The following is a 19,741-nucleotide window of genomic DNA, read 5'->3' as shown; positions in this document are numbered from 1 at the left end:
CTGGACTCTGCGCACGCGCCATTGGCTTCGCCCATGTTGTTTCAGAGGAGGGGGACGAGCTCCTCACGGATCCAGCTCCGCAGTTGGGTCTGAGTGGTGGTGACGATCGAACGTTCCTGCTCGGGCACGAAGCCTTCTCGCAGCCCGGTGGACATCCCCAGCACCGCGTCCGCCATGGCGGACGGCATGCCAGCCTGGAGGTACTGCTCGCGCATCTGCTCGTCGGCGATCCGCTCGACGCGCACCTCTCGACCGAGCTCCTCCGCGAGGATCTTCGCGACCTGCGTCCATGTCAGGTCTTCGGGGCCGTGGACGGCTTGTACGCGGCGTCCGCTCCACCCGTGATTCAACAAGCTGAGCGCGGCCACCTCGGCGATGTCCCGCGGTGCGACCCAGCTCATCGGGGCGTCGACGGGCTGTACGGTCTGGAGCAGCCCGGTCTTCACCGACTCCGCCTCGAACAGCAGGTTGGTGAAGAAGTAGCCGCACCTCAGGTACGTGACGTCCGCGCCGGAGCCGTCGAGGGCGACTTCCGTCTCCGCGAGGCCGTCGATCTCGCCCGCGCCGTGTCGCTTCTCCGCGCCGACGCTGCTCTGAAAGACGACCCGTCCGATCCGGTTCGCCTCAACTGCGGCGACAACGGACTCCGACGCGCGGCGATAGTCGCCCATCGGGTCGGGGGACTCAGTGGGCGGATCGACCCAGTAGACCGCGTCGACGCCGACGGTGGCCGAAACGACCTGACCCGGCTCGCGCGAGTCCGTCGTCACCAGCTCGACGTGCGCGGCGAGGGCAGCGGGAATGTTCTCGGGGTGGCGGGTGAGCAGCATCGGCCTGACGCCGGCCCGGATGAGCATCCGCGTCAGATGTCGGCCGACGTTGCCTTGAGGTGTTGTGACGGCGATCTTCATGGACTCCCTTTCTTCCGTTCGTGCTTCCACGCTATAAGCAGATGCGGCCCCATTCTGGCCGCATCTTGGGTGATCATGGATCTATGGACTCCCCCTCGACACGGTCGCTGGAGTTGCTGGCGCTTCTCCAGACGGGGCGGGCGTGGACCGCACACGACCTCGCGGCCCGCCTGCGGGTGAGCGCGCGCACCGTGCGCCGGGACGCGATGCGTCTTCGCGGCATGGGTCACGACGTCAGCTCCCGCCCGGGCCCAGGTGCTCTGTACGCACTGCGGCCGAGCATGAAGATTCCTCCGCTGCTGCTCAGCGCGGACGAAGTTTCGACGATCATCACGAGCCTGCTGGTCCTGGAAGCGTGGCTGCCGGATGATGCCACAGCCGCGACGGCGCGCACGAAGCTCGAACAGGTGCTGCCCGGCGGCCTGCGGCGGCGGGCCGCAGCGGTGGCGCTGTCGACACAGGTTCTACGCGAAGCTCCTGCGTCCGTGGACTGGGAGCTTGTCGGCACGATCGCTGACTCCGTCGCGACGGGCGTGCGCCTCGGGTTCGACTACACGGACCAGCATGGCCGCCATTCGCGCCGCACGGTCGAGCCCTATCGACATCTCCTGCGGCAACAGTACTGGTACCTCGTCGCTTATGACGTTGACCGAGACGACTGGCGTCTCTTCCGACTCGACCGGATGCAGGCCTCCACAATCTCGCCCGGGCCACATGCGTGTCGCGCCTTCCCTTGGAATTCAATTGAGGACTGGCTCACAAGCGACTTCGGAGCGAGCGACGCACAGTAGACCTACCCTCATTCATCAAAAACGACCGGGCCTGGCACCGCCGGCCTCAAGCAGAACCCTACGTCCGGTACCCCTGCTCGTACTGATCGGAACCATGGCGTCAGTGATGAAATCACCCGCCTGCATCCCGGCCCAAAAAACCTGCAAAAGATCAGGTCGCAAATGAATCGAGTACCCCGCCGTGACAACACCCATCCGCTAAGTGTTGCAATCACCGCAAGAACCCTAGGATCCTTTACCGGGCGCTCAGGAATTCGCGATGATTCCAAGAAACGGCAGCGCCCCCAACGGGAGGGATCTCCAAACCCGCATCCGCGGTCCTAACCAGACACATCATGCGGTGTCCGAACAGAGAGGCGTATGTGGCTTGTTTCTCGAATATGTCCAGAAGGAGATGGGCAGTCAGCGCGTCCTTGCCCGCGAAAGCTTCATACCCGTCAATCACGAGAACTAGTCCGGTGTGCTCTGCGGACCATCCATAGGATCGAACAGCAACGTCGCTTAGACAATCGTTGAGGGCGTTGAGGTTTGAGCCGTAGTAACCGGGAAACTCAAGGACCCGGGCCATGTCCTGGTGCATGTCGCCCTGCGATTGCCACGCAGCTGAGTCGACCTGCACGACTTTATAGCCGTGGTTTCGTAGCCACGAGATTGCCTGTCGACAACCTGACGCCCATCGCCAACGAGACGCCAATAGCCGCTGGCTCATTGGACGCTGCTGAGCTCATTTGAGGATCCGTTGACGGGCGCCCCCGTGGTCTGTCCAAACTTTCAACTGTCGGCGCTGGCCTTCTTTCGGGCTCCCAGAACGCAGAACTCGTTGCCTTCTGGATCCTCGAGTACAGTCCACGGCTGCTCGCCTTGACCTACATCGACCCTGCGGGCACCCAGAGCGACCATCCGCTCGACTTCGGCGGCTGGATCGTCCGGCCGAAAATCGAGGTGAAGACGGTTCTTTGTCACCTTCGAATCTGCCACTGGAACGAAGACTAAACCTGGCAACCGGTCCGGTGCAGAACGAATTTCGAACTCATCGTCAGCTTCCAAAGTCACGACCCAACCCAAAGCTTTGGCCCACCAAAGTCCAAGCTCAGCCGGTCGTGCCGAATCGACAATTACTTGTTCCCATTCAAGACTCATGCGTTCCACTCTACTGAGCCCGGTCCCTGCCCGGTGAAGAATCCCTGCGGTCACCCGGGCGTCCGCTGAACCACAGGCTTTCGGGTGCCAAAGTCAGCCGACGCTTGCACCGGAGACTCGCGATGTGGACCATAGGAAGCCCTTGTTATTGCGGGAAGCAATAGAACTGGAGCGCCCAAGGGCGCTTTCCGCATCGCGCGAAGCGTTGCTTGAACGCTAGCACTCCCTTCCCACGAACAAAGGAACTGCGCTCAGGCTCGCATTTATCTGACTACGACTACGACATCGTCCCTGTTCGCCGAGCTGGCTGCCTTCCTCACACTGGCGGAGGAGATTGACACCACGGTTCGCTTCGTCCTGGGTTGGATGTCGAAGTCGTTCCCCTGGCGTTGTGGCTGCGGTCCGTCGCCCTGGGAGTCTGTTGGTGAAAAGCTGCGGTCCGAGTTCGAGATAAGCGGCGATCTGGACCTATCGGACAATAGCGAGTACGAATCAACTTCACTTACACCTACGCGTCCGCCTAGCAGAAACGGTTGGCCGACACTGGTGATTAGCACCGCCGCTAAAGGATCGGCTAGCGGCACGCGGTCCGCGCCTCTGTCCGGGGCGGGTATGCCGGGCTTGCTTTACTGGGGGAATGGAAATATCCGATGGCGAAGACCGCACTCTCCACGCTGAGGGGCTAATCAATGGCCGCGATCTCGGAGGGCTCAAACGTGCCGACGGGACCTTCACACCACGTGGGGTATTCTTCCGCAGTGAAAATGCTGACTTGCTCACCCCGGGCGGGTGGGAATCCCTCTACGACGCCGGGATCCGCACAGTCGTCGACCTGCGTCAACAACGGGAGCGGGAGATGGACATCCAGGAGCGACCTCCGTGGCTCACAACCGTCCACGTCGATCTCGACGGCTTGGAGAACACCGAATTCTGGGCAGGCTACTGGAACAACGGTCTGGTGGGCACAGCCCTCTATTTCCTTCCGCACCTCACTGCAATGCCAGAACGCGCAGGCGCAGCTCTTTCGTCGATCCTGAACGCGCCCCCGGGCGGTGTCCTTTTCCATTGCATGGGTGGCAGGGACAGAACTGGGATTGTTGCCATGCTCCTGCTCTCGGCGGTGAGCGTCCGGCAGGAGGCCATTGTCCACGATTATCTGGAAACAGTGAGACTTGGCGATCTACGAGCTGCTAGCAGCAATCGGAACAGTGCTGAACCCCAGCTCAACGAACTCTGTGTACGCCACGGAACGACCACGGAGGGAGCGTCCCGAGATGCGTTGGCCGGCTTTGAATTGGACGATTTCATTGTGGCGGCAAGGCTTAATGACGAAGACCGTAACGCACTTGCTTCCTGGCGCGGTAGCGTCGACTGCCGTCGTGCAGGACCCGTGATCTGAAGCTGGAGCTACTGCTACATGGAATAAGCAGTCGCAGTGTCCGGTGAAGGATCCTTTACCCGGCGTCCCGCCGTAGGGCCGTCCGTGCTGAGAACGGGGCACGGAGGATTCTCGTCCACAGTGACCGGTGCGAGCGGGGGCGGGGTGAAGCGCCGCACTCCCGTTCAGCACGATCCAAGCCTTCTTTGATGAGCGCATCATGCAGGGGCCGGAAGAATATCGGCCAAGTGAATACCGCTGCTCCGCTCAGTGAGATACCAAGCTCGTGCCGGAGCAGCGTTGAGTTTTCCGCGAGGCTCATTGCGGTGAAGGAATGGCGTCCGTTAAAGCCCGCTGGGCTGCTGAACTGGAATTCGACCCGCCGTCCTGGTTCGTATGAGGTTACGAAATAGCGCACTGGACCGTGCCCTCCAGTCGAGCCCACACTGAGCGGCCCGTCTAAGCGCATCGCCGGCCATTCATTCCGTGGCCAGAGACGATCGTTCTTGCTCGCGAGCGAATCGATCAGCATTCCTACTTCTTCCGCCGACGCAGCGATTGCTCTCTCATGCACGTTATGGACCATGCGACGAACCTACCGTTCTTCGACCCGTCATCGCCCGGCTAAACCCAGGAGAGCGCCCGATAGCCGATCCGTTACCGGGCGGCTATCTCTATCGGGGCTTCCAGCAGTTGGCTGCCTCTGCTGGACGTTGGCGCCGTCACTTGGACAGAACCGACGGACATCGCCGCTAAAGACTGAGGAGGAAGCACGGTTCTGCGTGGCTCAACTATCCCTCCTTATGCGCCTGTACTCTGGAAACCTTGCGGTCTAGCCGCCCCAACATGTTGCTGAAGATTGAGGATTCGAAGATGGTCCATCCTGTCGCACAAAGGACAGCAGGCAGCCTCCCCAAGGTGCTTCGAACATCAAGTTACCTCTGGCTTTCAGCCGCAATCCTAGCTTGCATTCAGCCAGTCATCTTGATTGTCACGCGCGACGCAGGCGCCGTTGTAGTGCTCGTTATCGGTCTGGTCCTCCTTCTATTTACGGTTATTCAAATCCAGGCAGCATTGGGACTCCTTCGAGGTCAACGCCGCGCGAGGATAGTTCTTTCTATCTTGGCTGTTTTGGCTCTCGGAGGAGTTTTCAATCTCGTCCTGACGCCTCTCGCAGGTGCGGTCCTGATCTTGACGTTTGCCGGTTCCGTGCTGATGTGGATGCCAGCATCCAGCGGATATATCCGACAATGCGGCCCCTCCAGCGATCAAGCGCCAGCTCGCGAGTCCCAGCTCTAGAACTGGTAGAGCAGTGCCTTCCTTCCTCCGCTTGGCCTCATCCCGGTAAGGGATCCCCCTGCGGGGCGCTTGGACGCCCTTAAGCCGGTCCTCCACTGGCCTTCCTTGTTTTCGAACCAAATACACTGGGGCGAACTGCGGTCAGGGGATCCTTGTTTGAGATCAAGGGCAGTAGTAGCTCGATGTACCGCATGACGGAAAGAACTTTATGAAATTGAATTCGTGTCTCCGAGGGCACGTGAGCGTCCTAATTGTCGTGTCCTTGTTCGTTCTTACAGGTTGCACCCGCATGCAGGACACTCAACGCGATGAGTTGATCGGTACCTGGTCATACTCTGCGGACGAGAGCACCGTAGGCAGTTCCGTCCTTGCCGCAACTGTCGAGCTAAGGGCAGATAACACGGTTCGCATTGATAACTTTCCCGCGGCACAGATGACGAAGAAGGATTTCACCAAGGATCCGATAACCGACACAGGTACCTGGGAGTTTCTTGCTGAGCTCCCAGAGGGGTGGGCTCGATATCAGAATCAGTCGGGTGTGCAGCTTGAATTTCAGCCGCCCCGCTCGGTGCCGGGCACGAAACAGCTCGTGCGTCTGGTTATTGAGCGCTATGCCAACGAGGCACCCAAGCTTCTTTTCTATGTGGGATTCCCGGACATCCTGGATGAGCACTACGTGCTGGCAAAGCAGGACTAAATGAGTTTCGATTTGTTTGACTTCATTTAGGATCATCCGTGAAAGAACGGCCACGGACGCCGTCCTTGGGGCCGGTGATTGTGCGCTTCGGCTGCGGTTTCGTCCGGCACCTCGGCGAAGTGCCGCCGCGGTCAAGGAAGCCAGTATCTAGTACCGGCTACGGCGTTTCTAAGTCTGTTGCATTTGTTGCGTCTAGCCAGGCTGAACGTTCCCGAAGGAGAACCGCCTGCCCGATACGTTCTCCCTCCGGTGTGGCATCGAGCCACGTTATGTCTCCGGTCCTAAGCCGGCTCAAATCGGGAAAGGAAGTCCACTCAGCGGCGATGCGGACGATGGCCTCATCTCGGGAGCAGTCCCACGGACGGTGCGTCTGCCCGCCTATTTCACCCGGCACGAGCAGGCCCGTGGCTATCATGCGCGTGATCAGGCCAAGCGCGAGATCCCGAACATCATCCAGGTCATTCAGGCCTCGCCGGTGGCAGACCGAGATTACTTCGAAGGGGGTGACCCAATCTTCAACTGCTCTGGCGAGAACGTCCTCGGTTAGAGTACGCATGTCATGCCATTGCTCAAGGTTCAATGTGCACCTTCATCAGGTCGTTCTCGGGACAATCAAATTCTATTGTGGAACCGCCGGTACTGAACTCATCCCTGTCCGGTGAAGGATCCCTTACTGAGTCAGATGACGTCAGCTACAGCCGGTCGATTGGTCCACGAAGTTCGCCCCACCCGAATTGGCTTTCAGCGATGAAGTCTTGAAGATCGCTTTGCACGAAAGAGATAAGGGCACTCGTGCCGTCGTCGAGCGGGAGGCTGCCGGACCCGCCAGCTTCGCCAAGCACCTTCCACCGGACCCAGGCTTCGTTCGACGCAATGAGTGCACCGTCGGGAATCTCTTTTTCGTTGGGGTAATCAGTGACCCTCTCGATTCGCCACACCAAGGTCCGAAGCTCTGTTTCACTAAGCATCGCCTCAAATATGGGTTTGAGGATTAGCTTCACGTCTCGGACATACATTAGCTCGGTCATGTGCTCACAATAGAGACGTCAGCTCCACCAGCGCTGAATTCACCGTCCGCTAACGGATCCCCTGGTGGAACGCCAGCATGTCTGTGCGTCACATGACGGTGAGTCGCAGTGGACTCCTACCCCCTTAGGCAGAAATACGCCATGCCGAGTACGCCTCGGTAACCCTCTTCATATGCAGCGCGCTGTTCCTCATATTGCCGACGGACCTGCTCTGCAGCGGGATGGTCGGCGTCATGCGCTTCTAGCCATCGGGTAAACCTGTCGCGATACCCGGCCTCGAACACGTCCCACTCCTGAACGCTTGCCTGGTCGTCGTCCACCACCTCGAAACCAGCGGCGCGGATCTGCTCGAGTAACGCATCTTCTGTTAGGTACTCGTCATCACGTCCAGCCAGAGGGGCCGTGGCAGCCGGATGAGGTGCTGCTGACCAGATCGCCTCGCCGTAGACGAGTCGGCCGCCGGGAAGCACCAGAGCTCGAAGGGCGCGCAGGGCTGCGGCGTAGTCGAGCGGCTGCGCGTCCTCTACCGGCGGCCCCCAGATCTGGCTAGCGCCGATGCAGATGACAGCGTCTCCGCGGCGATCCTGGGCTTCCAGCCCAAGCATCGAATCAAACGTCACTCTGTCGAGCAGCCCACGAGTCAATGCTTGTTGCCTCGCTCGGTCGATGAACGCGGAAGCACTGTCCACTCCGCGTCCCCGTGCCTGCGGGGCCGAGGTCAAAACCCGAAGTAGTAGTTCACCCCATCCGCACCCCATGTCCAGAACCTCGGCCGGCGCCGGGTCGGACAGGAACGCCACAAGGTGTGCAGCACGTTGCTCGGATAGCGGGGTAAGCCAAGTCAGGGACTCGTAGAGGGGCGGCAGTTCAAACGAAGTGTCGTCGGTCACTCAATGATGTTCTCACGATTCACAGAAGCGACTGCTTGTCCCTAAACCTGTGGTGCTGCGGACGGCCTGGGCCCGTTCAGGGATCCTTTACCGGACATCGCTCACTCGTCCTTCTCAGCCTCCGCATGACTCTTTAGTGAGGGGGTCGGCCCGCCCGTCTGCTCCGGCACGTCGCTTCGGGCTTGACCGTCCTGAATGAACGTAATCCTAATTTGGCTCCCCCGCTCAAGGACCGACCCGGCGGACGGATCTTGGGAGGTCACCCAGAACAGCCCTGGCCACGTACGCGAACGGAGCCCCGGCCCATCAAGGTTACCGTCTGTGAGACCCAGCCCCATGTTCGCCGCCATCTCTTCTACAATATGCACAGGCTGCCCAACAAGATCGGGAACGGTCACCGTGCGACGTTCAACCATGTCTGCATCTCCTTTGAGCCTGATCAGCAAGAACGGTGAAACCTAACCTCCTGCCCAACAGAATACTGCCGGTGGCCGGCGCGGCGCCCGGCAAGGGATCCCTTTGCCGGAAGCGCCAGATGACCAGAAGTCTTGCTACGGTAACGGCATCATGAGCGTTTCAGAAAGTCCAGCAATCAGCCGATCGGTTCCTTTGCGGCGACGAGTCCATGCGGGCTGCACAGGCGTTGGAAGGAGTTCTTATCGACGAGTATCTCGGCGACGACCGGACGGAAGAGTTGCTGTACGTTCTTTCGCTGTATTCGCCTGGAAGCGGTGTGCCTTACTCCGAGGCATCAGACGTTCGTCCTCTAGTTCTTTCAACACTGGAAAGTCTGGCCTAAAAGGGTTGATCTCAGGCGACAGTGATGGGTGCACGGTAAAGGATCATCTACCGGACGTAACGAAGAGTGCTGGTCAAGGGTTGAGCGCGGAAAACACCCTCGCGCGAAGCAGTTGATACTCCCTGGCGTACGCTCGGGGACCTTCTGCCGGCCGGACGACGACACGAGGTTCTCCGATGACGCGGTAATTCTTGAATTGTTCTCGCGTCAGGTCGATCTCGAGGCCCCCGGGGAATCGGTTCCAGTAGTGGACTTCGTCGTCCTCGTTGCCACCACTGACGTCTGCGATGAGCAAATCACCGCCGAGTAGGTCTTGAACAACGAGAGCTGTGGGTCCGCATTGGCCATGCGCTGCATTGTCCGAGCGCCACTTCATGAGACTCTTGGCGTCGAGGCACGTCGTATCCTCGCTCCAGGACGAGCGGAATGCACGTTCGAGCTCGAGCAACGTGTGGGCCATGGTGACAGCATATCTAGGTCAGCCACTGAACACTAAAGGCTGCCGCCGGATTCTACGCTGAGCATGGTGAGGGTCCGCTAAAGCATCCCTGACCGGGCTGACTATTTGGCGAGTGGCTTCACCATGACCAGCGAGGGACCATCCCAGTCGATGCGTTCAAACTCTTGTAGCGGTAGGAACCCGGCTCGACGGTAGAAAGCCCTGCTCTTCGCGTAGGCGTCGTCCTCGAATGATGGACCCACAGTATGGACTTGAAGCAGTCGGCAGCCCTCATCAATGAGCGACGTCGCGACCGCGTTGACCAGGGCCGAGCCGACTCCGTTGCCGTGGTGATTTGCCTGCACGGCGATCAAGCTCAGTTCCGCGGATTCAGGGAAATGACGGTTCACCAAGGCAACACCGACCACCTCGCCGTCGGTAGTAGCGAGGAATGAGTCCCGCTGCGACGCGCTCTCGACATAGTTGACGACGGCTTCTTCAATGGCGAACCAATCAGGTAGAGAGCGCAGGATCCGATCTACGGCGGCGGGGTCCTGACGGCGTTCGATCTCTACGACGGGCATGCACCGAGTACATCACAGACGTCATTCAGCGGCGGCCCGTTGGCCGGTCGCTTACAGGGCGTCTGTCTTGTCGCGAAGATCGAGAGCGTAGGTCAGGTAAACGACGGGCGAGCCGTCCGGACTCCGGTCGGTCATCGGAGCGATGTCGGCGATATAGCGGAAGCCGCAGCGTTCCGCTACACCGATTGATGCAGTGTTCTGCGGGTCAGCGCGGATGATTGCCCGGTCACCAATGTCGTTGTCCGCGATGTAGCGGCAGACTAGAAGGACAGCAGTCGTCGCGACAGATCGACGGCGTGCCCAAGGATGAACGGCGTAGGAGATATTCACATCGCCGGCGGCAGGCAGGTCGTTCATCTCGGGGTCGAAATCGATGTATCCAGCCAACTGGTCATCAAGCCATATCGCGAATCCGCGCTTACCTGTCCCGCGGCTCGCATTCCCAGCCAGCATCGCAAAGTGGCGGCGGGTTGAATCGACGGTCCCAGCTCTCCCGGAGAGCCAACGAACCGTCTCGTCGTCCTCACCAGCGTTATGCGCTTTTATATCCGCATCGGTGAATGCCCGAAGTTCGACCATGGGCACAACGTACACGCAATCCCTGAAACGGCACTCAAGGCCGCCCGTAAGCCGGTCGATCACCGTGCTGTCAAAGCCTGTCGCCACGTTCCACGCCATTGCTGGCTTGGGACATGTACGTAAGACCGGCACGATGAAAATGCACGATGACGGGGGATTACTGCAAGCATGTTTTCTATGACGGGAAGGAAGATCGGTTATGCCCGGGTCTCGACGAACGACCAAGACCTCACTGCGCAGCGAAATGCCCTCCTTGCTCTGGGTGTGGACGAGAAACAGATCTTCGTTGACCACGGACTCACGGGAGCGAATCGGGTGCGCCCTGGGCTCCGTGAAGCGATGGCGGCGTGCCGTGCCGGCGATACGCTCGTGGTGACCAAGCTCGACCGGCTGGCGCGCTCTCTTTCTGATGCCAGGGACATTGCCGATGAGCTGACGGCCAAGGGGGTTGTTCTGAGTCTCGGTGGAAGCACCCACGACCCAACTGACCCGGTAGGCCGGCTGCTGTTCAACGTCCTGGGAATGGTGGCCGAGTTTGAGGCGGATCTGATCCGGATGCGCACCCGCGAGGGCATGGCGGTCGCAAAAGCGAAGGGGCGGCTGAAAGGCAAGCAGCCAAAATTGTCCAAGACGCAGCGGAAGCACCTTCTGACGCTGCATGACGCTGGCGAGCATACGCAGGCCGAACTGGCCGAGCTGTTCCGGGTGTCACGGACGACTGTGTACCGCGAGCTCCAAAGGCGCATAATCTGAAATTGGTGCGGCGCCCGCCTGCTAAAAGTGCCTATTTGCGCTGTGAAAAGACCGCAATTTGGCGGGGTGTGTGGTGCAGACGACTTCTGAAAATGACATGGCAGCACAGTGAAAGGAGTTCGGTACGTGGACTGCTTTCCGGGTCAGCCCGCCTTTAATCTCGTCGAGTGTTAGGACGAGCTGATGCTCCAGAAGGTTCGAAGGCCGAGTACGAAAGAGTCGGCCCGCAGCGAACACCAGTTAGGAGACAGCGAACGCTCGATAGCGTGGCTAAATGATTGCAACGCGCGAAGTCACGTACGAAGCTGACGGTCTGACAATGGCCGGCCACCTCGCGCGACCGCAGGGCGACGGCCCCTGGCCGGCCGTGCTTATCGGACACGACGGGATCGGCCTCCACGACTATCAACGCCGCCGCGCCGAGGCCTTGGCCGAGCAGGGCTATATAGCCCTGGCAATGGACTACCACGGTGGTCAGCTATTCTCCGGTAATCCAACAGCGATGCTGGCCCGGGTCATGCCGCTGATTGCAGATGCAGGCCGGATGCAAGCTATCGGCCGAGCCGCAATCAATGTGCTGCTCGCGGTGCCCGGTGCCGACCCCGACCGACTCGCTGCACTCGGCTACGGCGCCGGAGGCAGTATCGTGCTGGAACTTGCCAGCGCCGGGGTGCCGTTCAAGGCCGTTGCAGCAATCCATCCCGGCCTTCCAGCAGCCCGCCCCGAGGACTGGTCCAGCGTGATCGGTCCTATCCTCCTGTGTACAGGTTCCGAAGACCCGATCTGCAGCCCCGACCACGTCCTGACATTTACCCGCGCGCTCGAGGAGGCCGGGGTCGACTGGCGCGTGAACATTTACGGCGGAGCCAAGCACGCCTTCTGGGCCCAGCCGACAAACCCTGACGGGTCGCCCACTGGTGGGACCACCCACGTCGAAGCGACCGTGCCCGGAGTGGGCTACCACCCTGCACACACGGCCAGAGCGTGGCGGGCAGTGCTCGACCTGCTCGAAGAGACCGTCGGGAACTCCATCGTTCCTGCCTGAGTGAGCTGGTGACCCCACCTGCCTCTCCCTAGATTGGTTTGGGCCCGGTCACAGATGTTCCAGCACGTTAAATGGTGTCTTTAGCAACGACCGCAGGAGATATTGAAGGCCCAGTACTTCGTAAAGGTGGAGGTCGGAGCCGCAATGGCTGTGGACGTGATCCGGACAATCGCATCCGTTGGTTCCTGAATGGAAGGGCCGGGGACGTCTTCGACGCTGGCTGAGCACCGGCGCACAAGGTTGCCCAGCCTCGACACCACCAAGGGGCGGGCTTAGATTGAAGCTATGAGCAAAGAACCGAGCGACCCTGAAGTGACGCGCACCGAAGCCTCGGAACCTGAGGTGCCTCCCGCCGTCGAGCGTGACAACGGGGGCGCGGGCACGGGCGACTTCACCACCGAACTGGACCCCACCTTCATCCCGGACGAAAGCGGCGAGACCCCGGAAGAAAAGCGCGCCAGGGAGCACCCCGAGGCGACCGGAAGCTGAAACGAGTAAGTACCAGTTATACGACTCGAGCCGGGACCTCGCTGCGGTGGAGCTGGCTGTGAACTCATCCGCGAGTAAGGGGTGTAGATGTGTACCTGAAGACCCGCCTCATCCAATGCCGGCGTGGCTTCAGGATGGAGCTGCCCGCCTGAGAGTCCGGAATCGTTTCGAGCTGGACTGATCGGGGTACACCTCAGGTAGCAAGCACAGCGTGGGCCACGAGCGGCGCCCACAAAAGCCCGCTCATCAGGGAGGTAATCCACATGGATACAGGACAACTGGTACTTATCATCGTGTTGGCCGTCGTCGTCATTGCCGCTGTGATTGTCGCAGTTGTTTTTGGGCGCCGCAAAAAGGCAGAGGTTAACCGCCACCGCGCCGAGGAATTGCGTGAGAAGGCGGCTGAAGAAGCCATCGGCGCCCACCAGGCCAAGGCTGAATCAGCACAGGCGGAGGCCAACGCTCTGCAGGCCGAAGTTGAGGCGGATCGACTCCGTAAGGACGCTGAACGCCACGCCGAGAAGGCCAACGAAGCACACGGGCGGGTCGAGGAACACCTTCGCCATGCAGACAAACTTGATCCGAATGCGAATCCGGACAGGTCGAATGCTGCGGACCGCAACCGGGACCGTCCGGCCGACACGGACCGTCGGGCCGACACGGACCGTCGGGCCGACACGGACCGCATGAACGACGCAGCCCACTCAGGCGACGGAGACCATGATCGCTCCAATGTCGCCGAGGGAGAGCGCCTCCGGGACCGCAGCGGGCGTGAGGGCTCAACACGCGATGGAGACAGGAACCTATAGGTTCAGCGGAGAAACGGAGGCAGCGTGTGAGTATCGTGGTGAGGCGAACAGGGCAGGCGATGCGCGCCACTGAGACGAAGGCCAACAGGCATGCAGTCGACGTGGTTTTGGGGCACTTGGGCGAGATCGGGCCGGCTGTCGCAGCCCTGCGCCGGGAATCTTCTAGGCTTGCCGAGTGGGGCGAAGAACTGGCTCGTGTCAGGTTGCGTGGTGGGAGTGTTTTCGCCGCAGGCAGCGACGGATCCTCGCACGAAGCGCAGAGGTTCACGTCCGAATTGAACGCCCACGATCCCGTGAGTGGATCCGGGTTCAAAGCCATCTCCATCACCAAGGGCGCGGCCGGTCCTGACGACTCCAGCGAAAGCATGAGCGCCCAGGTAACAAATCAGGTGCGCCGGGGGGATATCGTGGTCCTGCTCGCTGCGAAAGGCATCACCGACGAACTCCGAGAGGCTGCCGCCGCTGCTAAGTCACGAGGCGCACGTGTATGGGCACTGACTGGCAAGGAGTCCAAGGACCTCGCCCAGTCGGTGAACGAAGCCATATGCATCGACACCGATCCGCCACATGCCGAGGAAGCACACCTTGTAGCGGTTCTGGCACTTTGCGAGTGCTTCGAGGACGCTCTGAAGCACATCAAGCCGGAGTAATTCCTCACTTGCGGACGTGGACATGTGATCTGTGCCTCTTCCGGAATAGTTGCAGACGCCGTGCAGTTGCGCAGGATGAACCTGATTCATTCTGAAAGGAACTGCGCATGCTGTTTTCCCCTCTGGCCCTCGGCGAGCTTGAACTTTCCAACCGACTGGTAATGGCGCCTTTGACGCGCCTCCGCGCGGGCGACAATGGCGTACCTGGTTCATTGATCGCCGAGCATTACCGCCAGCGGGCCTCCCTCGGCTTGATCGTCAGCGAAGGAACCTACCCGACGCCGGCTGGCCAGTCGTATGCAGGGCAGCCGGGAATTGTCACCGAAGAACAGATCGCAGGCTGGAAGACGGTCACCGACGCTGTTCACGCTGAGGGCGGCCGGATGTTCGCCCAGATCATGCACGGCGGCCGCGTCTCACACTCGGACATCACGGGTGGCCACGAGATCGTTGGCCCAAGCGCCGTCGCCATCGACGGTGAAGTCCGCACCCCCAAGGGCAAGCAGGCGTACCCTGTACCCCGCGAACTCCGCACTGACGAGCTGCCGGGAGTTATCCAGGAGATCGTTACAGCCGCGACGAACGCGATCGAGGCAGGATTCGACGGCGTCGAACTCCACTCCGCCAATGGTTACCTGCTGCACGAGTTCCTGGCACCGAACTCGAACGTACGCACGGACAGCTACGGCGGCTCCCCTGAGAACCGTGCCCGCTTCGTGATCGAGACCGTCAACGCAGTGGTCGAGGCGCTCGGCGCCAACCGTGTAGGTATCCGCATTTCCCCCGAGCACAACGTTCAAGGCATCGCGGAAACTGATGCCGCCGACGTCCGCGCAACCTATGAAGTATTGGTGGACACCATCGCTCCACTGAACCTGGCCTACTTGAGCATCCTGCACCACGATCCCAAGAGCGCCCTGGTGCAGGATCTGCGCGAGCGCTTCAACGGAACCTTCCTGGTGAACACCGGTTTCAGCGAAATCACTACCCGCGACGAAGCCTTCGCGATCATCGAAGACGGCCTCGCCGACGCCGTGGTGGTGGGTCGCCCCGCCATCGCCAATCCGGACCTCGCCCGCCGCTGGCGCGAAAGCCTGCCGCTCAACGAACCGGACGCTTCCACCTTCTACGCCGACGGCGCCGAGGGTTATACGGACTACCCGTTCTACGCGAACTAAGCGCGTGACTCACTAACAGCGCAAAGTACCTCGGCAAGATCACGACGTCGGCACTCTCCAGGGGTGCCGACGTCGTGGTTTTAACGTGTGGTGGGGTGCGTGCGCGCGGAATGTGACAAGGGCATTTACCCGGCCACACGACTGCGTTCCTATAGGATTTGTGCCATGGCTGATCCTTCTCCGTCCGCTGGCCGCGCTGGCTTTCCCGTCAGTCGCCAAGTGCTGGCCGACCATGTCTACGAAGCCCTCCTCGAGTGGCTTATGGATGGTCGACTGGAGCCCGGGGCGGCAGTGAGCATCGACGGGATGGCGCGGGAACTCGACGTTTCGCCGACTCCAGTCAGGGAAGCGCTGGCGCGTTTGGAGCACACGGGGATGGTGCGCCGAGTCGCGCTCAAGGGGTATCGGGTTGCGCCGGTGTTCACCCGGGAAGATTTCGCCGAGCTGATGGAAGCCCGGCTGTCCATAGAGCCGGTCAACGCTCGATTGGCCTGTTCACGGATGACACCCGACGGCTTGGACGCGCTGAAGCAAGCTGTGGAGGATTTGAAGACTGCTCCCAGGGGCGGGTCGTTTGCGGAGTACCGCAGCTACCTCGAAGCAGATGAACGCTTCCACCAACTCATCGCCGCCCAGGCCAACAACCAATTCCTGCTCGCGGCCTACAACACACTGGGTGGCCAGATCCAACGCTTCCGATTGTTCGGGGGAGTGGGTATCACTGACGCCGAGCAAGCGATTGCCGAACACCAGGCCGTGCTCGACGCCCTGATCAGCGGAGACCCTGAGAAGGCCGCGGCAATGATGGTGGATCACGTCGAGAAGGTGCGCGGCCGAGCGATGGCGGACGCACCGGAGGACTAGCTTACGGGCAGGCAAGGGCTCGCTGGCTGTTGCCGGCGGGCCTTCTTTTGCGTATCGTGACCCTCTTCACATGCATATGTAAGACATATAGGATCTAGGAAGTTTCGCGAAAAGGGTTGACAGCTTTGCGTGGTTCGTAAATCCTATAGGAAACAGGATTCCACGAAGGAGTGATCATCATGGCGTATACCGCCGAGAATTGGCCCATCACCGCCGCCCTCCTGCAGTTCCCGGGCACCGACGCTGCGGGGAACCAGATCAACGACGCCGATGCTTCCGTTTGGGCCTCCGTCCTCCAGGAAGTGAAAGAAGCAGGTTTCGTAAACGCGGACCTCACCGACAGCTGGGTTCGCCCGGGCGACCTAAGCAAGGAGCGGCTCGCCGAGTTCAAGCAGACCGCTGATGAAGTGGGCATTGGCGTACCAGTCATCTCCGCCATCCGCCGCAGCGTCATCCACGCCACGGATTGGTCCGCCAACCTCGCCTACAGCCACCGCACCATCGACGCCGCTGCGGAACTCGGCTGCGAAGTCGTGTCCTTCGGGCTCCACCAAGCCATCACCCCGGAGCAGCAGAAGCAGCTGTGGTTCTGGACCGTGGAAGGTTACAAGGATCCGGTGGGTGACAAGGAAGCGTGGGGCAACGCCGTCTCCCGTATCCGTGAACTCGGCAAGCACGCAGCAGATGCCGGCATCCTCATCTCCTTGGAAATGTACGAGGACACCTATTTGGGCACCGCCGACTCTTCCGTTCAGCTGGTCCAGGACATCGACTTGGACAACGTTGGCCTGAACCCGGACCTTGGCAACCTCATTCGCCTGCACCGGCCCATCGAGGACTGGCGCGAGATGGTGGCCAAGACTCTCCCGTACTCCAACTACTGGCACATGAAGAACTACATCCGCGACGAAGACGTGGCCCGCGACAGCTACATCACCATGCCGGCCCCCATGGAAAGCGGGCTCATTAACTACCGCGAAGCCTTCAAAGTCGCGTTGTCCGTCGGCTTCCAAGGCATCCTCTGCACCGAGCACTACGGCGGTGACGGCCTGAGCGTCACGGCCAGCAACCAGGACTACCTCCGCAGGCACGTCCTCCCGAAGACCGACGGCTATGAACTCGGCAAGAGCCAAGTAGCCCAGGGACGCCAGGTAGCGGCAACCCAGCTCGCAGGAGTCTAGGAAATGACCCAAATTTTCGACAACCCGGCAGACTTTGCCGATGAAGCGCTGGACGGTTTCGTGGCCGCCAACCGTGGTCATGTTGCCAGAGTAGACGGTGGCGTGGTCCGCTCCACAGAAGTCCCATCCGGTCAGGTAGCCCTGGTGGTAGGCGGCGGCTCGGGGCACTACCCGGCTTTCGCTGGCTTGGTTGGACCCGGGCTTGCGACGGGCTCTGCGTGCGGCAACATGTTCGCCTCACCGGCTGCCGGCCAGGTTTACCGCGTAGCCAAGGCGGCCAACGCCGGCGGTGGTGTCCTGCTCAGCTACGGCAACTACGCCGGCGACGTCCTGCACTTCGGCCAAGCCCAACTGCGGCTCAACGCCGAGGGCATCGAAACCCGCACCGTTACCGTCACCGATGACATTGCCAGCGCGCCCATCGAGCAGCTCGAGAAGCGCCGCGGTATTGCAGGGGACCTCACGGTCTTCAAGATTGCAGGCGCCGCTGCGGAAGCGGGACTGAACCTTGACGACGTCGAGCGTTTGGCCATCAAGACCAATTACCGGACGCGGTCGCTGGGGGTGGCCTTCGATGGCTGCACGCTTCCCGGCGCCAAGGATCCGCTGTTCCACGTTCCTGCCGGACAGATGTCGCTGGGCCTGGGAATTCACGGCGAGCCCGGAATCTCCGAGCACCCCATGCCCACTGCCTCCGAGTTGGCGGAGCTCCTGGTCACCAAGCTGCTCGCGGACAAGCCGGAGGACGCGGGGGACCGCGTGGTGGCTATCGTCAACGGTCTTGGCACGGTGAAGTATGACGAACTCTTCCTGCTGTACGGCAAGGTCGAAAAGCTTCTGACGGCTGCAGGCCTCACCGTGGTGGAGCCCGAGTGCGGCGAGCTGGTGACCAGCCTGGACATGTCCGGACTCTCCCTGACACTGCTGTGGTTGGACGATGAACTTGAGCAGTACTGGGCTGCCCCGGCCGACACTCCGGCGTTTCGCAAGGGCAGCATGTCGCCTCGAGCACCTCGCACTGAGGCAGCAATCGACGACGCCGAGACCGCCGACGTCGAACAGCCCACCCCTGCTGCCGCTGAACTCGGGCGGCAGGCAGTGGCGATTCTCGCCCAAGTGCGTGACGTCGTCGTCGAGCATGAGGAGGAACTCGGCAAGCTGGACGCGATCGCCGGCGACGGTGACCACGGTATCGGCATGCGCCGCGGCGTCGATGCTGCCGCGGCTGCCGGAGATGCTGCTGGGGGTTCTTCCGTTGCACGCATCCTGACAGCAGCCGGGGAAGCATGGAGCGAACGAGCTGGCGGGACGTCGGGAGCACTCTGGGGTTCCGCAGTGATTGCTGCCGGGCTGTCGCTAGGCAACCGTGAAACGTACACCTCGGAGGACGCGGCGGCCGTTGTGAAGGCCTTCGTCCGCGCGATTACCGAACTCGGCAAAGCCGATCCCGGGGACAAAACCATGGTGGACGCGCTACTGCCCTTCCGGGACACCTTCCTCACAGAGCTCGACGGCGGGACTCCCGTTGACCGGGCCTTGGCAGTTGCCGCGGCGGCAGCTGAGTCCGCTGCCGCGAAGACAGCTGAACTCCGGCCGCTCAAGGGCAGGGCGCGTCCCCTCGCCGAAAAGAGCCTCGGACATCCGGATCCCGGCGCAGTGTCCTTTGGCTTGATCGCCGCCAGGATTTCCCACTTCATCGATTCACAACTGGCCACCGCTTCTTCAGCGGCAGCGGCCGGAAACGGAGCCTGAATATGAGCAACACCCAAGGTTGGCGCATCGTCGTCGGCAACGATGAGGCGGGTGTCGAGTACAAGCAGGCACTCGTTGCCTTGCTGGAAGCAGACCCGCGCGTGGCCTCGGTGACGGATGTCGGCGTCGGATTCAATGACTCCACCGCCTACCCGCACGTAGCCGTTGATGCAGCCCGCAAAATCGCTGCTGGCGAAGCAGACCGGGCACTCTTGATTTGCGGCACCGGACTCGGAGTGGCCATCGCAGCCAACAAAGTCCCCGGAATTCGCGCCGTCACAGCCCACGACAGCTACTCAGTTGAGCGATCCGTGCTGAGCAACAATGCCCAAGTCCTGACGCTCGGCCAGCGGGTGATTGGCTTGGAACTGGCCAAAAAGCTTGTAGGGGAGTGGCTCGACCACCGCTTCGACCAAACCTCATCCTCCGCCGCCAAGGTGGACGCCATCTGCTCCTACGAGCCCGACTACACGAAGGCAGTCTGA

At 61.2% G+C, this 19,741-nt stretch carries 23 protein-coding genes and 1 pseudogene; 13 read left to right on the top strand and 11 right to left on the bottom strand.

Going from position 1 to position 19,741, the window contains the following annotated elements:
• Nucleotides 1–41: 41 nt before the first annotated feature.
• The gene (locus AC0J5Z_RS18265; RefSeq protein ID WP_475035134.1) at nt 42–911 is read right to left on the bottom strand and encodes an NAD(P)H-binding protein; all 870 of its coding nucleotides are present in this window, start codon (nt 909–911) and stop codon (nt 42–44) included.
• 83 nt (nt 912–994) lie between these two features.
• Here AC0J5Z_RS18265 and AC0J5Z_RS18260 point away from each other — a divergent pair, with 83 nt between their 5' ends.
• The gene (locus AC0J5Z_RS18260; protein ID WP_475035131.1) at nt 995–1,702 is read left to right on the top strand and encodes a helix-turn-helix transcriptional regulator; all 708 of its coding nucleotides are present in this window, start codon (nt 995–997) and stop codon (nt 1,700–1,702) included.
• Nucleotides 1,703–1,723: 21 nt separating this feature from the next.
• Here AC0J5Z_RS18260 and AC0J5Z_RS18255 read toward each other — a convergent pair.
• From AC0J5Z_RS18255 to AC0J5Z_RS18245, 3 genes and pseudogenes are all read right to left on the bottom strand, one after another.
• Nucleotides 1,724–1,897: pseudogene (locus AC0J5Z_RS18255) on the bottom strand (IS30 family transposase); the annotation flags it as partial.
• A 40-nt stretch (nt 1,898–1,937) separates the two neighbouring features.
• The gene (locus tag AC0J5Z_RS18250; protein WP_475035128.1) at nt 1,938–2,321 is read right to left on the bottom strand and encodes a barstar family protein; all 384 of its coding nucleotides are present in this window, start codon (nt 2,319–2,321) and stop codon (nt 1,938–1,940) included.
• Between the two features lie 152 nt (nt 2,322–2,473).
• Nucleotides 2,474–2,842 carry a VOC family protein gene (locus AC0J5Z_RS18245; protein ID WP_475035126.1) on the bottom strand — a complete coding sequence of 123 codons (369 nt, stop codon included), beginning with the start codon at nt 2,840–2,842 and terminating at the stop codon, nt 2,474–2,476.
• Between the two features lie 637 nt (nt 2,843–3,479).
• Between AC0J5Z_RS18245 and AC0J5Z_RS18240 the strand changes: the two genes are divergently transcribed.
• A complete protein-coding gene (locus AC0J5Z_RS18240) occupies nt 3,480–4,241 on the top strand; it encodes a tyrosine-protein phosphatase (protein WP_475035123.1) in 762 nt (253 codons plus the stop codon).
• 1,567 nt (nt 4,242–5,808) lie between these two features.
• Nucleotides 5,809–6,216 (top strand): hypothetical protein, encoded by a 408-nt coding sequence (locus tag AC0J5Z_RS18235; protein WP_475035121.1) that lies wholly within the window; start codon nt 5,809–5,811, stop codon nt 6,214–6,216.
• 157 nt (nt 6,217–6,373) lie between these two features.
• Here the strand turns inward: AC0J5Z_RS18235 and AC0J5Z_RS18230 are convergent, their stop codons facing one another.
• From AC0J5Z_RS18230 to AC0J5Z_RS18200, 7 genes are all read right to left on the bottom strand, one after another.
• On the bottom strand, nt 6,374–6,796 hold the full coding sequence (locus AC0J5Z_RS18230) for a hypothetical protein (protein WP_475035119.1): 423 nt from the start codon (nt 6,794–6,796) through the stop codon (nt 6,374–6,376).
• Between the two features lie 112 nt (nt 6,797–6,908).
• The gene (locus AC0J5Z_RS18225; protein ID WP_475035117.1) at nt 6,909–7,244 is read right to left on the bottom strand and encodes a hypothetical protein; all 336 of its coding nucleotides are present in this window, start codon (nt 7,242–7,244) and stop codon (nt 6,909–6,911) included.
• A gap of 116 nt (nt 7,245–7,360) precedes the next feature.
• Nucleotides 7,361–8,134 (bottom strand): SAM-dependent methyltransferase, encoded by a 774-nt coding sequence (locus AC0J5Z_RS18220; protein WP_475035115.1) that lies wholly within the window; start codon nt 8,132–8,134, stop codon nt 7,361–7,363.
• A 101-nt stretch (nt 8,135–8,235) separates the two neighbouring features.
• Nucleotides 8,236–8,550 carry a PASTA domain-containing protein gene (locus tag AC0J5Z_RS18215; RefSeq protein ID WP_475035113.1) on the bottom strand — a complete coding sequence of 105 codons (315 nt, stop codon included), beginning with the start codon at nt 8,548–8,550 and terminating at the stop codon, nt 8,236–8,238.
• Nucleotides 8,551–9,006: 456 nt separating this feature from the next.
• Nucleotides 9,007–9,393 (bottom strand): YunG family protein, encoded by a 387-nt coding sequence (locus tag AC0J5Z_RS18210; protein ID WP_475035111.1) that lies wholly within the window; start codon nt 9,391–9,393, stop codon nt 9,007–9,009.
• A gap of 101 nt (nt 9,394–9,494) precedes the next feature.
• Complete coding sequence (locus AC0J5Z_RS18205; protein ID WP_475035109.1) at nt 9,495–9,956, bottom strand: GNAT family N-acetyltransferase; 462 nt, start codon at nt 9,954–9,956, stop codon at nt 9,495–9,497.
• Nucleotides 9,957–10,007: 51 nt separating this feature from the next.
• Nucleotides 10,008–10,634, bottom strand: coding sequence for a GNAT family N-acetyltransferase (locus AC0J5Z_RS18200; protein ID WP_475035107.1), 627 nt, complete (start codon nt 10,632–10,634; stop codon nt 10,008–10,010).
• Between the two features lie 78 nt (nt 10,635–10,712).
• Here AC0J5Z_RS18200 and AC0J5Z_RS18195 point away from each other — a divergent pair, with 78 nt between their 5' ends.
• The 10 genes from AC0J5Z_RS18195 (at nt 10,713) to AC0J5Z_RS18150 (ending at nt 19,741) form a co-directional block, all read left to right on the top strand.
• Nucleotides 10,713–11,288 (top strand): recombinase family protein, encoded by a 576-nt coding sequence (locus AC0J5Z_RS18195; protein WP_475035105.1) that lies wholly within the window; start codon nt 10,713–10,715, stop codon nt 11,286–11,288.
• Between the two features lie 274 nt (nt 11,289–11,562).
• A complete protein-coding gene (locus AC0J5Z_RS18190; protein WP_475035103.1) occupies nt 11,563–12,333 on the top strand; it encodes a dienelactone hydrolase family protein in 771 nt (256 codons plus the stop codon).
• Nucleotides 12,334–12,618: 285 nt separating this feature from the next.
• Nucleotides 12,619–12,822 (top strand): hypothetical protein, encoded by a 204-nt coding sequence (locus AC0J5Z_RS18185; protein WP_475035101.1) that lies wholly within the window; start codon nt 12,619–12,621, stop codon nt 12,820–12,822.
• 263 nt (nt 12,823–13,085) lie between these two features.
• Nucleotides 13,086–13,631, top strand: a complete 546-nt coding sequence (locus AC0J5Z_RS18180) for a hypothetical protein (protein ID WP_475035097.1) — start codon at nt 13,086–13,088, stop codon at nt 13,629–13,631.
• Between the two features lie 26 nt (nt 13,632–13,657).
• Nucleotides 13,658–14,281: an SIS domain-containing protein gene (locus tag AC0J5Z_RS18175; protein WP_475035094.1), complete on the top strand. Its 624-nt coding sequence runs from the start codon at nt 13,658–13,660 to the stop codon at nt 14,279–14,281.
• Nucleotides 14,282–14,388: 107 nt separating this feature from the next.
• A complete protein-coding gene (locus AC0J5Z_RS18170; RefSeq protein WP_475035092.1) occupies nt 14,389–15,459 on the top strand; it encodes an alkene reductase in 1,071 nt (356 codons plus the stop codon).
• A gap of 165 nt (nt 15,460–15,624) precedes the next feature.
• Nucleotides 15,625–16,323, top strand: coding sequence for a GntR family transcriptional regulator (locus AC0J5Z_RS18165; protein WP_475035090.1), 699 nt, complete (start codon nt 15,625–15,627; stop codon nt 16,321–16,323).
• Nucleotides 16,324–16,502: 179 nt separating this feature from the next.
• Nucleotides 16,503–17,504, top strand: a complete 1,002-nt coding sequence (locus AC0J5Z_RS18160) for a sugar phosphate isomerase/epimerase family protein (RefSeq protein WP_475035088.1) — start codon at nt 16,503–16,505, stop codon at nt 17,502–17,504.
• Nucleotides 17,505–17,507: 3 nt separating this feature from the next.
• Nucleotides 17,508–19,256, top strand: coding sequence for a dihydroxyacetone kinase subunit DhaL (gene dhaL, locus AC0J5Z_RS18155; protein ID WP_475035086.1), 1,749 nt, complete (start codon nt 17,508–17,510; stop codon nt 19,254–19,256).
• Nucleotides 19,257–19,258: 2 nt separating this feature from the next.
• Nucleotides 19,259–19,741, top strand: coding sequence for a ribose-5-phosphate isomerase (locus AC0J5Z_RS18150; RefSeq protein WP_475035084.1), 483 nt, complete (start codon nt 19,259–19,261; stop codon nt 19,739–19,741).

This window comes from Paenarthrobacter sp. TRD_SC_7 (assembly GCF_056156245.1).
This window is presented reverse-complemented; position numbering and strand designations above follow the sequence as displayed.

Coding starts and splice junctions, on each gene's coding strand:
- AC0J5Z_RS18205 (WP_475035109.1), bottom strand. CDS start 9,956: ATGCCCGTCGTAGAGATCGAACGCCGTCAGGACCCCGCCGCCGTAGAT.
- AC0J5Z_RS18200 (WP_475035107.1), bottom strand. CDS start 10,634: ATGGCGTGGAACGTGGCGACAGGCTTTGACAGCACGGTGATCGACCGG.
- AC0J5Z_RS18150 (WP_475035084.1), top strand. CDS start 19,259: ATGAGCAACACCCAAGGTTGGCGCATCGTCGTCGGCAACGATGAGGCG.
- AC0J5Z_RS18210 (WP_475035111.1), bottom strand. CDS start 9,393: ATGGCCCACACGTTGCTCGAGCTCGAACGTGCATTCCGCTCGTCCTGG.
- AC0J5Z_RS18190 (WP_475035103.1), top strand. CDS start 11,563: ATGATTGCAACGCGCGAAGTCACGTACGAAGCTGACGGTCTGACAATG.
- AC0J5Z_RS18165 (WP_475035090.1), top strand. CDS start 15,625: ATGGCTGATCCTTCTCCGTCCGCTGGCCGCGCTGGCTTTCCCGTCAGT.
- AC0J5Z_RS18195 (WP_475035105.1), top strand. CDS start 10,713: ATGACGGGAAGGAAGATCGGTTATGCCCGGGTCTCGACGAACGACCAA.
- AC0J5Z_RS18160 (WP_475035088.1), top strand. CDS start 16,503: ATGGCGTATACCGCCGAGAATTGGCCCATCACCGCCGCCCTCCTGCAG.
- AC0J5Z_RS18225 (WP_475035117.1), bottom strand. CDS start 7,244: ATGACCGAGCTAATGTATGTCCGAGACGTGAAGCTAATCCTCAAACCC.
- AC0J5Z_RS18185 (WP_475035101.1), top strand. CDS start 12,619: ATGAGCAAAGAACCGAGCGACCCTGAAGTGACGCGCACCGAAGCCTCG.
- AC0J5Z_RS18245 (WP_475035126.1), bottom strand. CDS start 2,842: ATGAGTCTTGAATGGGAACAAGTAATTGTCGATTCGGCACGACCGGCT.
- AC0J5Z_RS18180 (WP_475035097.1), top strand. CDS start 13,086: ATGGATACAGGACAACTGGTACTTATCATCGTGTTGGCCGTCGTCGTC.
- dhaL (WP_475035086.1), top strand. CDS start 17,508: ATGACCCAAATTTTCGACAACCCGGCAGACTTTGCCGATGAAGCGCTG.
- AC0J5Z_RS18235 (WP_475035121.1), top strand. CDS start 5,809: ATGCAGGACACTCAACGCGATGAGTTGATCGGTACCTGGTCATACTCT.
- AC0J5Z_RS18215 (WP_475035113.1), bottom strand. CDS start 8,550: ATGGTTGAACGTCGCACGGTGACCGTTCCCGATCTTGTTGGGCAGCCT.
- AC0J5Z_RS18240 (WP_475035123.1), top strand. CDS start 3,480: ATGGAAATATCCGATGGCGAAGACCGCACTCTCCACGCTGAGGGGCTA.
- AC0J5Z_RS18170 (WP_475035092.1), top strand. CDS start 14,389: ATGCTGTTTTCCCCTCTGGCCCTCGGCGAGCTTGAACTTTCCAACCGA.
- AC0J5Z_RS18260 (WP_475035131.1), top strand. CDS start 995: ATGGACTCCCCCTCGACACGGTCGCTGGAGTTGCTGGCGCTTCTCCAG.
- AC0J5Z_RS18265 (WP_475035134.1), bottom strand. CDS start 911: ATGAAGATCGCCGTCACAACACCTCAAGGCAACGTCGGCCGACATCTG.